General features: G+C 67.3%; 19 protein-coding genes. 17 read left to right on the forward strand and 2 right to left on the reverse strand.

All coding sequences use genetic code 11. The annotated features are described in order from the left end of the window. Positions 1–72: 72 nt before the first annotated feature. The 17 genes from HK401_RS05500 (at position 73) to HK401_RS05580 (ending at position 11866) form a co-directional block, all read left to right on the forward strand. Positions 73–291, forward strand: coding sequence for a hypothetical protein (locus HK401_RS05500; RefSeq protein WP_181273650.1), 219 nt, complete (start codon positions 73–75; stop codon positions 289–291). A 283-nt stretch (positions 292–574) separates the two neighbouring features. After that, on the forward strand, positions 575–3346 hold the full coding sequence (locus HK401_RS05505; protein ID WP_181273651.1) for an AAA family ATPase: 2772 nt from the start codon (positions 575–577) through the stop codon (positions 3344–3346). An 85-nt stretch (positions 3347–3431) separates the two neighbouring features. Next, entirely contained in the window at positions 3432–4055 is a 624-nt protein-coding gene (locus tag HK401_RS05510; RefSeq protein WP_181273652.1) for a hypothetical protein, read from the forward strand. Between the two features lie 15 nt (positions 4056–4070). Next, positions 4071–4418, forward strand: a complete 348-nt coding sequence (locus HK401_RS05515; RefSeq protein ID WP_181273653.1) for a hypothetical protein — start codon at positions 4071–4073, stop codon at positions 4416–4418. After that, positions 4415–5056, forward strand: a complete 642-nt coding sequence (locus HK401_RS05520) for a hypothetical protein (RefSeq protein WP_181273654.1) — start codon at positions 4415–4417, stop codon at positions 5054–5056. The genes HK401_RS05515 and HK401_RS05520 overlap by 4 nt, the downstream gene beginning before the upstream one ends. Positions 5057–5059: 3 nt before the next feature. Next, a complete protein-coding gene (locus HK401_RS05525) occupies positions 5060–5473 on the forward strand; it encodes an HNH endonuclease (protein WP_181273655.1) in 414 nt (137 codons plus the stop codon). Further along, a complete protein-coding gene (locus HK401_RS05530) occupies positions 5470–5871 on the forward strand; it encodes a hypothetical protein (RefSeq protein ID WP_181273656.1) in 402 nt (133 codons plus the stop codon). Before HK401_RS05525 ends, HK401_RS05530 begins: the two co-directional genes overlap by 4 nt. Next, positions 5868–6212: a DUF4314 domain-containing protein gene (locus HK401_RS05535; RefSeq protein ID WP_181273657.1), complete on the forward strand. Its 345-nt coding sequence runs from the start codon at positions 5868–5870 to the stop codon at positions 6210–6212. The genes HK401_RS05530 and HK401_RS05535 overlap by 4 nt, the downstream gene beginning before the upstream one ends. Before the next feature lie 3 nt (positions 6213–6215). Then, positions 6216–6704, forward strand: coding sequence for a hypothetical protein (locus HK401_RS05540; protein ID WP_181273658.1), 489 nt, complete (start codon positions 6216–6218; stop codon positions 6702–6704). 98 nt (positions 6705–6802) lie between these two features. Continuing rightward, on the forward strand, positions 6803–7984 hold the full coding sequence (locus HK401_RS05545) for a hypothetical protein (RefSeq protein WP_181273659.1): 1182 nt from the start codon (positions 6803–6805) through the stop codon (positions 7982–7984). Between the two features lie 3 nt (positions 7985–7987). Next, positions 7988–8572, forward strand: coding sequence for a hypothetical protein (locus HK401_RS05550; RefSeq protein WP_181273660.1), 585 nt, complete (start codon positions 7988–7990; stop codon positions 8570–8572). Positions 8573–8588: 16 nt separating this feature from the next. Next, positions 8589–9545, forward strand: a complete 957-nt coding sequence (locus tag HK401_RS05555; protein WP_181273661.1) for a hypothetical protein — start codon at positions 8589–8591, stop codon at positions 9543–9545. Between the two features lie 40 nt (positions 9546–9585). Further along, positions 9586–9891 carry a hypothetical protein gene (locus HK401_RS05560; protein WP_181273662.1) on the forward strand — a complete coding sequence of 102 codons (306 nt, stop codon included), beginning with the start codon at positions 9586–9588 and terminating at the stop codon, positions 9889–9891. A gap of 318 nt (positions 9892–10209) precedes the next feature. Further along, positions 10210–10653 carry a hypothetical protein gene (locus tag HK401_RS05565; RefSeq protein WP_181273663.1) on the forward strand — a complete coding sequence of 148 codons (444 nt, stop codon included), beginning with the start codon at positions 10210–10212 and terminating at the stop codon, positions 10651–10653. After that, on the forward strand, positions 10640–11167 hold the full coding sequence (locus tag HK401_RS05570; protein ID WP_181273664.1) for a hypothetical protein: 528 nt from the start codon (positions 10640–10642) through the stop codon (positions 11165–11167). The genes HK401_RS05565 and HK401_RS05570 overlap by 14 nt, the downstream gene beginning before the upstream one ends. Positions 11168–11250: 83 nt before the next feature. Then, positions 11251–11613, forward strand: coding sequence for a hypothetical protein (locus tag HK401_RS05575; RefSeq protein ID WP_181273665.1), 363 nt, complete (start codon positions 11251–11253; stop codon positions 11611–11613). A 10-nt stretch (positions 11614–11623) separates the two neighbouring features. Then, entirely contained in the window at positions 11624–11866 is a 243-nt protein-coding gene (locus tag HK401_RS05580) for a hypothetical protein (protein WP_181273666.1), read from the forward strand. An 87-nt stretch (positions 11867–11953) separates the two neighbouring features. Here the strand turns inward: HK401_RS05580 and HK401_RS05585 are convergent, their stop codons facing one another. Together HK401_RS05585 and HK401_RS05590 are read right to left on the reverse strand one after the other, a co-directional pair. Continuing rightward, positions 11954–12304 carry an HU family DNA-binding protein gene (locus HK401_RS05585; protein ID WP_219921721.1) on the reverse strand — a complete coding sequence of 117 codons (351 nt, stop codon included), beginning with the start codon at positions 12302–12304 and terminating at the stop codon, positions 11954–11956. 120 nt (positions 12305–12424) lie between these two features. After that, positions 12425–12799 (reverse strand): hypothetical protein, encoded by a 375-nt coding sequence (locus HK401_RS05590; RefSeq protein ID WP_181273667.1) that lies wholly within the window; start codon positions 12797–12799, stop codon positions 12425–12427. Positions 12800–12828: the final 29 nt, after the last annotated feature.

Genomic DNA, 12828 nt, shown 5'->3' on the forward strand with positions numbered 1-12828 from the left:
AAGCGCCTCGTCTCCTCCGTCGTATCGGGGGAGACGAGGCGCTTCGCCGTTCCATCGCAGAAGGAGAAGACCATGGCACTCGATGCTCCCCTGATCTCACCGATCGACACCACACCGGACGCCGCCGAGCGCATCGCCGACGACGCCCGTCGCGTCCTGGCCGTCAACGCCGACGACGCCGAAGACCTCCGCGAGCTCGGGCTCATGCTCGGCCTGTTCGAGGCCTCGGGCGCAGATTCCGTCGTCGCGACCACCCCCTGGGCGCTCGACGACGCCGCACTGCCTAGCTGACGCCGGCAGGAGCACAGACCACCGCATGCCTCGAGCATGCGGCTCCCGCGCCTGCAGCGCGCGGGATCAGGGGCCTCACGGCCCCTGACGGGTGGGTGAGAGGTGCACTGTGCGCAGGCTCTCGGACTGGTCCGAGCCTGCGCACAGTGCTGTCGCCACAGCGACCCTTCCCACTCAGACCTGCTCGAATACGAGCACTCGACTCATCAGTCGACTCCTGTCAGAATGGTTTCACGACACCACTCACATCACCTCTCGAATCACTCTCACGAAAGATGCTGCCATGCCACTCCTGCTCGACGACATCGACATCTCGGTCCCCGCCCAGAAGAAGGCCGACCCCAAGTTCTTCTCCTCCAAGCTCACGGGCTCGGGCAAGAAGATCGGCCTGCTCAGCGAGGACCTGCTCCCGGTCAATTCCGTGACCAACACCGCGTACGCGGCTCTCAACGACATCGAGGTCAAGCAGTCCTCGACCCAGCACGACATCACGACCACGTCGGTCCCGCTCGCGCCGGTCATCCGCCGAGCGCTGCTCTCGGGCGGATCGTTCACCATCCCTGTGCCGGACCCCGCCGAGCGCTTCGACCTGTCCATCGCCACGCCCTCCAACTTCTGGGACATGTCCTTCGACATGACGCCCCAGGCCCTTGCCCTCTACGAGGACAAGGCCGGTGATAAGACCCGCCGCGACCTCGTCATCCAGTACCGGATGGAGCTCTACTTCCACAAGCAGGGCCAGCCCGTGCCCGACCGCGCGGTGTCGTGCTCGACGGCCTCCGGCTACGGCAACAACGACCACGCGGTCTTCCTCGACTGGGACACCAGCCCGCTGGAGAACGCGCGCCACTGGATCGAGGACACCCTCGCTAGGGCCGGGGTCACCGCGGACAACCTCGACGACCTCGAGCAGTGGATGAAGGACTACAAGATCCACGACCGCATCGTCCGCCTCGCCCAGGTCTGGGACTCCGAGGCCATCGCCGACGAGGTCTGCCAGTACGTCCGCGACATGCCCGCCAGCCCGACCGACGAGCAGCTGAACATGCTCGCCTACCAGCTGCGCTACCTCGAGAACTACAAGGTGCCCCTGGAGGCCTACCGCCAGGTCCACAAGCAGCTGGAAGCCACATTCGTCGAGCGGGTCGCCACACGGCTGGCCAAGCAGAACCTCAGCCTGCTGATGAACCACACGCTCGATCACCTCGAGCGGATGAAGTCGCAGCTGGTCACGCCTGCGCAGCCGGCCCAGCCGGTGGTGCCGTCGTACTTCTCGAACCAGCAGAAGGCGGCCGTGACGACCCACGAGCCTCTGGCCATGACCGTGGCCGGCGCGGGCACCGGCAAGAGTTCGACGATCCTCGCGCGGATCGAGTACCTGAAGTCCTGCGGCGTGCCCGCCGGCGACATCACGGTGCTGAGCTTCACCAACGCCGCCGCGGACAACATCACGGAGAAGAACCCGGACGTCGGCTCGATGACGATCGCCCGCATGGTCATCGACATCTACGCGATGAACCACCCGACCCACAAGGTCTCGGCGATCGACACGATCATCAACTCGATCGACATCTTCTACCCGAACAACCGGTTCGCGGCGCAGCTGCGCCACCGCCTGCTGGAGGTCGACCAGAACAAGGTCGGCGCGTTCGTCGCGCTCAACACCTACGTCGAGAACCACTACGACGAGGTGATCGAGCTGCTCGACCGCATCCAGCAGACCTCGCTGGAGCTGCAGATCATCCTCTGCTACCAGCGGATCGACACCATGGTCGAGCCGGCGCACGTGCAGTCGAAGTACCTCATCATCGACGAGGTGCAGGACAACTCGATCTTCGAGTTCGTCTACGTGCTGAAGTACATCACCAAGCACGCGCAGTCGCTGTTCATCGTCGGCGACGCCAGCCAGACGCTGTACGAGTTCCGCTCGGCCAACCCGAGGGCGCTCAACACACTGGAGGGCTCGGGGGTCTTCGCGACCTACCAGCTGACGACGAACTACCGGAGCAACCAGGAGATCCTGGACTTCGCGAACGTGCTGCTCGGCGGGCTGGAGACCAACCAGATCGCGGGCATCCAGCTCGAGGCCAACTCCCTGGACGTGCCCACCGCGGCCTCGTTCCAGGACAAGGTCACGGTGGACTACCGCGAGATGGGCCGCATCGGTGAGTTCATTGGGCAGGACCTCCAGCCGCTCGTGCGCAACGTCGTGGTCCCGGAGTACGTCGACGCCTGCCTCGCCCGCGGCGAGCAGGTCGCGTTCCTGGCGCACTCGCGGCACCAGGTCTCGCTCATCCAGGACGTCCTTGAGAAGAAGTACCCCGACCGTCACGTCGCCTCGCTCGTGAGCGATCGCGTGTACGCCACGGACATCTTCAGCAAGTACATCAAGAACTACTGGAACGACGTGCTGCAGGCACCTCCACACAACGCGGCGTTCGTGGTCGACCAGGGGATCAAGAACAACCTGGACAAGCTGACCAAGAACGCGGGGAACCCGAAGGTGTCCAAGGCGATCCTCACGACCGTCTCCGACTGGTGGCTGGAGAACCAGGCGGCCATCGACGGCTGGGTGAAGCTGGTGGCGATGGGCTCTCTGCCCGCCGCCGAGTTCTTCGAGCGGCTGAGGGACAACATCCTCGGCTACGAGATCCGGCGCAACCAGGAGAAGCTCAACGTCAACAAGCAGCGCAACCAGGAGCGCAAGAAGAAGAACCTCGAGTCCAAGGCTGACCTCGTCGTCTCGACGATCCACGGTGCCAAGGGTCTCGAGTTCGACAACGTCGTCGTCCTCTACAAGGAGGACTCGAAGATGGACGAGAGCACCAAGCGGATGTTCTACGTCGCCTTCACGCGCGCCATGAAGAGCGAGTACGTGCTCGCCTACGGCACGCTGAAGAATCCGCCCATCGTCAGCAGCCACGAGCGCATCGTGGCAGCGCTGACCGCGCGCGAGGAGAAGGCCGCTCAGGCCGCGTCCGGCATCGACCCGGACTTCTTCGACGACGAATCCGACGACGCCGATGACAGTCGGCCCGTCGCCCAGGCCGTCTGAGACGCGGCCTCCTCCGAACCCCGGGCCGGGTACCTCGCATCGAGCGCGCCCGGCCCGGGGCTCACCACTCTCCTCAGGAGCACCTATGACCACCATCGACGCGCATCGCACGACCGACGCCCTCGACGACGAAGCCGATGCCACCTATGACCTCATCATCCTGCGTCGTGGCCGGATCGTCTTCCACGACCACTACGAGAGCCCGGCGCACAGGCTCCGCATGGCCGTAGGTCTGCTGACGGCCTCCGACCTCGTCGCCGACGCGATCGACGCTGACGCCTGCGCGATCATCCGCGCCGAGGCCGCCGTCGGAGATCCCGACGGAGCGCTCAACAGGGTCGCCAAGATCTGCCGCGACCGAGGCGTGGACGTCTACATGTCCACGACCCGCAAGCGGATCGCCGTCGACGCACCGACGCCCCGGGCTGCATCCCGCCTGTACTCGGTGATCACCGACTACGGCCAGGGCCAGATGATCGCCGAGCACTTCGCCACCCGTGAGCAGCGCAGGCAGGAGCTCGTCGCCCGCGCCGAGCAGTTCTTCGACGCACCCGGGAACCTGCCCGAACAGGTACTCACCGACGACCAGCGACTGGCGGCGCTCGTAGCGACGTTCCTCATGCCGGCGACCGTGTCGCTGACTGAAGCCGCCTTCGATCCCGCTGAGGGCTCGTTCCGGCCCGCCGGGCACCCGCTGCCGATCCACTGACCAAGGAGTCAACCCATGTACCTCGGACGCTACCGACGCACCACCATCCACGCCGACGACGGGCAGACGCTGGCTGCGGAGCCCGTCGTGACCACGGCCCCGTCTGCCGCCGAGCGCACCGTGCCGGCCGTGAAGGCCGCTACACGCGGCCTCGGCCGACTCGCACGCGCTGCTGGATCGCTGGTCAAGCCGAGGACCGTCACAGTCGAGAAGGTCGTCGAGGTGCCCGTCGAACGGGTCGTCGTCGAACGCGTCGAAGTACCGGTGCCCGCTGACAGCGTGTTCTTCGACGACACGACCATCGTCGACTTCCTCGCCGAGGAGCAGGAGACCGCCGGGCAGACAGCGGGGACACCGTCATGATCGACGTCGTCGCTCTGCTCACGGACGAGAACGCGCCGCTGTACTTGTTCATCGGTGTTGCATTCCTGTTTATGATCGGCTTCGCCGGCACCGCTTTCGGCGACGAACTCATCGACGCATCCGTGCGGCTCTTCCGGAGGGTACGTACTCGTATCCACGGCACAGGACCCGGGGTGGTCGCCTACAAGAAGGCTGACATCCGCCAGCTGCGGATCATCTATGGGGAGCAGGAGAGGATCCACCTCGAGCTCCGCGGCGTCACGGGAACTCCGTACATCGCCGACGACGAGGCGACGAGCCGCCAGGGCTTCCACGCCTACCGCGAGCTCTCCGAGGCCCGGTCGCACGCGCAGGACGGAGACGTCCTGCTCGAAGTGCTGATCAGCGGCGAGGTCGACGACCTCGACAAAGGATTCGTGGCCACGCACCAGCGAGTCCTCCAGGTCCTCGTCGACACAGACAGAGCCGACGTCGCGCGTCGGCACCCGGCGCTGCGCCGGCTCCTCGGCCACGGCTGGATCGACCAGCACGGCACGAGGATCGTCGTCGCGCCGCTGCGGAGCACGAAGGCGGGCCGAACGACGTGCGAGGCCTTCGTCCCGACCTCGATGCCGGGACCGACGGCAACGGAGGCCTGAGCCATGGGCCTCGACCCCGATCTGTCCTTCATTCTCGCCACGACCATGGTCGCCGTGCTCGGCACCGCCGGATTGGTCGTGCTCCACGCGTACAGACGCAGTCGGCGCGACAGGCAACGGCTGTTCACCTGGAGGCAGAAGCAGGCCCTGCTCATCCGCGCCGGGCACCGCTGCGAGCACAAGCCCCTGCTCGGACGCAGATGCCGGGCGACCTCCCGTCTCCAGGCAGACCACATCGTGCCCTGGAGCAGGGGAGGGCCCACCGAGACATGGAACGGGCAGGTGCTCTGCCGCCGGCACAACCGCAGCAAGTCGAACCTCGTCCCCGGACCCCTCTACCGCTGGAGGCTCGAGCGCCAGCGCCGACGGTACCGACCCCGACCTCTGCGACCCACGACCAAGGAGATCCCGACATGACCAGCACCGATGAGAAGAGCCCGTTCGATCCGCAGAGCACGATCGACGCCCTCCGCGGACTCTGCCGAACCGCCGAGTTCAGAGTGCCGGGAAAGCACGAGACCTGGGACTCCTACCACGAGGGCCGGTCCTCCTTCGCCAACGAGGTCGAGCAGATCCTCGACCGCCGCAAGACGCAGGCGGCGGCCATCGCTGACGTCAGTGCCGCCCTCAACCGAGCCGCCGACGAAGTGCTCGAAATTGCGCACGATGGCGACGACGAGCGACTGCGCGACGCGGTGAACCTCGTCGTCAACGCAGGGCTCCACTTCGTGGAGCACCCCGAGTCCTCGCTGATCGACGCCGTGACAGCCAACTATGGCGATCCTGTCGACGACGTCCTGGAGAACCTGCGATGACCCACCCCCGATGGGTGACCTGCCCGAACTGCGGAGAGAAGCACGACGCCTCCGGCCGCTACACCTCGCCGGCGAACCAGGAGCGCGACCGCCGATGGTGGAAGAACGAGCACCTGTCCGGTGCCTGCATGAAGAAACCGCCCGAGGCCGGGGATCGGGTGCGCATCACCAGCACCATGCCCGAGGACCCCGATCCCATTCGCGTGGGCACCGAAGGCACCGTCCGCGAGGTCCACGTCGACGTCGGCCAGATCCGCGTCGACTGGGACGGCGGCCGGACCCTGATCCTGCTCACCAGCGACCCCTTCGAGATCGTCCGCGACCCGGACGGAGAGGACTGACCCATGTCCGACCGCACCCATGTCCAGCTGATCGTTCACGACTGCCCTCCCGATCAGGCCGCCGCCGTGCTCAGCATCATCGATCAGCACGACCTCCACCTCGAATACGTCGAGGACGGCCAGCCGGCTGACGGCCAGCTCGGCCTCGGCCTGACCTACATGGACCCCGAGGTCGTCTGCGGCTCCGCTCAGCTCATCGCCCAGGAGCTCGAGCAGAGCGCCCCCGGTGCGTCCTGGGAGGTCTGGGAGGACCCGAAGTACGAGTGGCTCGGCGACCTCTACCGGTTCACGCCCACTTTCGGCCCGTGGACCGCGAACTGCGACGCCGAGGGCACGCCCGTGTTCACGCCGGACGAGGTCCACCGCCTCGCCGTCCTCCCCAACACCGTCGACGAGCCCGCCCGGGCCCGCGCGCTCGGAGAGGCCCACGCCGACGCGCTCCGCGCTCTCGCTGCGCGCAACGAAGGCATCGTGCTGGACCCGAACGACTGACGAACAGGGCGGCCAGCCCTCGCATCACCCGCCCAGGGGGCGTGCGCGCCTGTGCGACGCGCGCCCCTCGGGATCATCTCTCGACCAGGAGCCCCGCCATGCCCAAGCCCGCGAATCCCTACGCGCAGACGTACGCGAACTTCCTCAAGAACACCGAGGAGCACGTCCTGAACGTCATCCACAACGACGGCCTCTACCGGCACCTTCGGTTCCAGGAGCCCGGCACCCGGATGTGGTCGATGGACCTCGTCACGTGGCCCGGCCATCTCGCCACCAGCGGCGACATCGGCGAGGGCCTGGTCTTCTCGCGCGAGGAGGACATGATCGGCTTCTTCGCCTCCGCGGGGAAGGTCGACGGACACTACTCCGACGGCGCGCCATCGATCGACTTCCGCTACTGGGCCGAGAAGATCCAGGGCCGCGGCCTCGTCGACGTCAGGAAGTACGACGCCGAGTTCTTTCTCCAGCTGGTGCGCGAGCACCTTGAAGAGAGCGAGGAGCTCGGCACCGAGGCGCAGGAGTTCCGCGACCGCCAGCTCGCGTTGCTGAAGAAGATCGACGACCTGCGCCGGCGCTACTCCTGCAACCAGAACCTGCCGTCGCTCGACGAGCGGCTCGAGCAGCATTTCACCGCCCAAGACGACGTTCACGGCTTCGAGAACTCCATAGCCACGCTCTACACCGGTCAAGGCACCATGCGGCGCAGACAGCACGACGTCGCCCGCAAGGCTCTCCGCGAGCTCTGGAGCACCGACGGACTGAGCCAGGCCGAGATGGACGGGTTGGACGACTGGTTCGAGCTCGCCGACATCGAGATCCCGCGTCAGTCGCCCGTCGAGCGCCGCGAGGAGATCCTCGACGACGCCCGCTGGCACGCCGAGTCCGAGCACCAAGCCCACACCTGGCTGCGCGACAACGAGGAGCACGTCGGCTCCGACACCTGGGAGTGGGACCTGCGCAGCTTCGACGCCCACTTCCTCTTCGCCTGCTACTGCATCGACGCCGCCGTGCGCCTCTACCGCGAGCACCTCGCCGCTCAGCAGGCCGCGGAGGGCACGGATGCCCAGCCGAGCGTCGTCACGGGCCTGCGGGTCGAGGCGGGGCCCGAGCAGCTCGCCGCCGTCCTGGACTTCGCCGAGCGCGGCATCGGCCGCGAGCTCGGCGCGATCGACCCGCGCATGACCTACACCGACGACGAGGCCGCTGCCATGAAGCGGCACTTCGAGCACGCCCGCCAGGGCATCGACGCGCTGCGGTCCGCGGCCCGGAAGGAGCACTGACCCATGCCCGAGTACAGGATCGTCTCCGAGGCCGACCCCGGGCCCGACCACCGCGAGCCCCGCGGGGCCCGGCTGCGCCTCGACGAGGCGCGCGAGGTCACCGTCACCGAGGCCCGCAACGTCTCCGACCTGATCGAGGACATCGAGCGCGGCCTCCCCGCCGCCGGGGACGCGCGGGCGCACCAGACCCGCCGGATCGTCGCCATCGAGGAGGTCCACCCCGGCTTCTCCTACGCCGACGACGAAATCGGCCGGGCGCTCGGCACCGCCGAGACGTCTCCGACAGGCGAGCAGCTGGTGGACCCGATGGGATCGACCGGCGAGCCCCATGACCCGGACCTCGTCGCCCAGGTCGTCAACGGTCTGCGCGAGTCGGGCCTCGTGCCGGGGCTGAACATATCGGTGCTCGCCAACGAGCCGGACGAGCCCTATGCGATGGTCGAGGTCTTCGACGACGCGCTGGGAGCCTACCGGTCCATCGGCACCGAGGTCCGCAAGATCGCCGATGACCGCGACGCCGAGCCCGGATGGGACGCGGTCCTCTCCATCGCGCGCGGACTCATCTCACTGAGCAACGACCTGCACTGAAGAAGGAGGAGCCGCCATGGACGAGCTCGTCGAACTCATCCGCCAAACCGAGACGACCGTCGTCGGGAACCACCCCGCGTGGTGGCTCACCGTCGGAACAGTGCTGCTCTTCCTCGGCGCGATGCTCGCGCGGGCCTTCGGGTTCTCGTTGCGCATCGACGAGGACCTGAACACGAGGGATCAGGCGCACCTTGGAGATTCCGAGGAACGGGCTCTGATCCGGAGCGCGCGCACCGGCCTGTACTCCCTCCTCGTCCTCGCCGTCGGCGTCGGGGGCTGGATCCTCTCGGACCTCTTCGCCGACGCGATCGACGCCCGGTGGCGCGCCCCGATGCTCGCGCTGCTGCCGCTCGCCGTGCTCAGCGCCGTCTTCCTGGTGCTCTCCGTCCGATGGGGACTGGCGCTGTCCGCACGGATCGAAGACTGCCTCCCCGGGACGGTCACGGACTTCGGCCACTCATCGGCGATGGATCGGCGCAGAGCCCTGAGGGCCAAGCGCGACGACGTCGCCGAGCTCACCGGCATCACGATCGTGGTCGGAGTCGTCTCCCTGGGGTGGGCGGGGCTGTGGCTGTCGACGCCCCTCGTCGACGAGACGCAGACGCACCCGACGGCCGAGGCCCAGCAGGCGGCCGCCGTCGGGATGGAGGACATCGCCCAGGCCGTGGAGGGCGGCTACGACGTCGAGGTCCTCGACGGCAATCCCTGCTGGGACCCGTCGACCCTCTTGAACGACGAGCTCGACAGCAGCGCCGGCGAGGACGTCCTGGAGATGCAGAAGACGGCGCTGTTCGTCGAACGGGCCGCGAGCGGGGACCCCGACGCCGCCCCCGGCATCCGCGTGCTCACGCCGCAGGGCGTCGTCGGCTGCTACGGAGTGCTCTACGACTCCGAGCGGGAAGGCGGCACCGCACAGCTCGTCGTCGACGCCGAGGACACCGACCTTCCGCTGCCCGGCGACATGCGCGACTGAGGACAGTCAGGAAGCCCCACAACTGAACAGAGAGACCATCATGCGCCCACGCATCATCGCTCCGCTCGTCGGGCTCGCGGTCCTGTCCGCCTGCACGCCGACCCTCGAGGCCGGAACCGTCACCGGACGCGACCACCATAAGGCCTACACCTGGGTCCAGCAGGTCTGCTCCGCCTACAACTCGAAGGGCATCTGCACGGTCTACACCCCGATGGTCCACCAGGAGCCCGAGAGATGGACTCTCCGTCTGACCGAGGGCGGCACCGACGGCCGCGTCGACGTCGACGAACACGCCTACGAGCACTGCGCCGACGGGGATCGATACCCGGACTGCGCGACGCGCTGAGCGACGGCCCCGCGGACCCGCTGCCGGAGGACTTCCCGACCGGCCGAACGAGAAAGGGACGACATGGACGATGCTCTGCGCCGCCATCGCTTCCTCTGCCCGCGATGCGGCTTCGAGGCTCCTCAGCGCCCGGTGATGTCGATGATCGCCATCGACGCCGAGCGGCACGCCTTAATCTGCCCGGCAGGGGAGTCCGACTGATCGACGAAGACCCGTGCTCTATCGAGCACGGGTCTTCGTCTTCGCTCTCGTCGATCACTCGATTCGCCTCGTAAATCAGGCACTGACAGATCTTTCCCTCACGACTAGAATGGAATCATGACTCACGACGACGACACCACTCGCGACGCACCCGACACCGACCTGCCCCCGTTCTCCGTCAACGTCGCCCAGACCCGCGACATCACGAACGAGCACCTCCGTGCGCTGCTCGACGCCTTCCGCCGGGGCGGGGTCGAGCCCCTCGTCTTCGGCGACGGCAACAAGCCGGAGGCCGCGGTCATCCCCTTCGCCGCCTTCGTGCGGCTGATGAAGCACGACCACGCCGACCACGTCCGCGACGAGAGCGCCTTCCAGGCCGAGCTCTCGCGCCGCATCGCCGACAGCGACGACGCACGCGCGCGCGGCGAGGACTCGAGCACGCTGATCACCTCCGACGAGGACCTCCTCGCCTGGGCCGAGACCGTCGGCGAGCCGTTCGCCAGCATGATCGAAGACGGACTGCGCGCGCCCGACGAGAAGGCCGAGCGTGACGATGGCTAACGGCTACCCGCGGCGGCCGGACATTGACTTCGAGATCCCGAAGGCCGTCCACGAGGACCTCGTCACGCTCGCCGAGCGCGCCCGCCGCAACCCCGAGGACGTGCAGGCCCGCAATCTCCTGCAGGTGGCCTCGAACGCGCTGGTCGCCCTGAAGAAGGGGCACCCCGGGACGCACGCCCTGGAGTACATGCCCTCCTACCCCGACCTCTCCGACTGCCGGACGATGTACGTCGGCGCGGACCCCAACCGCAAGCCGTCGCACCGGATCGTCTTCCGCGACGTGCCTCCCGAAGCGCCCGGCCAGAGGACGCGCCGGGAGGTCGTCGCGCTGGGGGAGAGGGACAGGGGCCGGGCCTACCACGTCGCCGGTCAGCGCCTCGGCCGACCGACGGGCGTCAGGCTCGCCGATCTCGCCGCCGCACCCGAGCCCATCGCCGAGCGCCCCTTCTCGCCGACCTACTCCAGCCGTCTGCCCGAGGCCTCGGGCCACGACGACCGCCAGCCTGTCGACTGATCATTCGGAACGCGATTGTGTTCATTATCGAGCATCTCTCGTAGACTGGACTCGATAGGGAATCGACAAGGCAGGGGAAGACGATGCAGCACGAGACCGAATACGAGTACCAGTCCCCACCGGAGGACGGGCAGCAGATGATATCCACTCCGGCCGACGGCTCGACGCAGTCCCAGGCTCCGGGCGTCGACCGTCGAGGAGCGCACAGGTCGGGGACCTTCGTCCGCCGCCTCATCGCCTTCGGGATCATGCTCGCCTTCGCCTACGGCGTCTTCCACGTCGTCTTCCTCACCGACCTGCTCGATCCGCTGTTGGCCTACGCCGAGCCGGTCAAGGACGGCGTCGCCTGGGTCGCTGAGGACCCGAAGCGGGCGTGGGTCGCCCTCGCGGCGATCATCGTCCCCCACATCGGGCTCTACTACATGATCTTCGAGGACCGGAAGTAAGGAGCTGGCCATGTTCCGCACCGCTCGCTCCATCGTCGGCCTCAGCCTTCTCGGCGCGGCCGGCATCGGGGTCGTCGTCGGCTGGCTCACGGGTTTCTTCGAGCGACTCGTGTCCACGGTCGTCGCCTTCTGGGAGAGCTTCACGGCCTGGCTGAGCCAGCCCTTCGACTTCAGCCATCTCGCCGCCGGCGGCGGCGTCATCATCGGTGCCGTCGTCCTTCTCGCGGTACTGTTCGCACTCACCGACAGGTGAGCCCCGCAGCACAGAACCCCGCCTGAACGCTCTGCGCGTTCGGCGGGGTTCTCTTTTTTTCGCTCCCTCTGCTCTCCTCGCAGCTGATCACCCGACCAGCAGCGCCTCCTCGCGGTCGTCTTCGTCGTTGTAGTCCTCGTCCGCCTCGTCGTCGAGCCTGCGATTGAGGCTGCGCGATGCAGAGAACTTCAGCACCGAGTAGTCGTCGACGTCCTCCTTGCCGAAGCGAACCTTGTGGCCCTTGTGGTCCTGGCGATAGAACCTGCCGAAGCCAGTGAGCACCACCGTCTCGCCACCGGCCACCGCCTCCGTCAGTTCGCCGAAGAGCGCCTCGTACACATCGCTCACCGACCGGACCGTCGCGCCGCTCCTGCTCGCGACCCGCGAGATGAACTCGCGCTTGCTGATGCGCGGCTGCGCCCTCGATTCTATGGTCACACCGTGCCTCCTTGGGTCATTTCCTCTTGGAAACCAGTCTATCTGAGTCCGCCTCCACTCGAAAAGGAGCACGACTGGCCATTACGTATCCAGTCGTGCTCCTCTCGATGTGCGACTCGACTAGTAGCCGAAGTCGGCCTCGAGCTCGGCAGAGTCCTCCTTGTCCGTGTATGCGACCGATTCGACGACCCGTCCGTCCTGGCCGACCGTGCGCTGGGTCTCCTTGTTGTGGCTGGTCTCGAACACCTCCTGCTCGGCCATCCGGTGCGCCGCGTTGAGCTTGGCCCCCATGTTCTTGTCGCCGAACTCCATCATCGAGCCCACGCCGGACTTCATCACCGACTTGGTCGAGCTGACGTGCTTCTTGTTCTGTGCGCGGGCCTGCTGCCACCTCTGCCGGTCCTCGGGCGTGACGAAGCCGAACATCTGCGCGAACCGGGAGCCGTAGCGCTCCTCCTCGGCCTCAGCCGCCGCCTTTTCCTGGTGATCTGCCATGTCTCCTCCTCAGTCGTTGCCTGCTGTTG

The sequence above is a fragment of the Brevibacterium oceani genome, assembly GCF_013623835.1.
Taxonomy (GTDB): domain Bacteria; phylum Actinomycetota; class Actinomycetes; order Actinomycetales; family Brevibacteriaceae; genus Brevibacterium; species Brevibacterium oceani.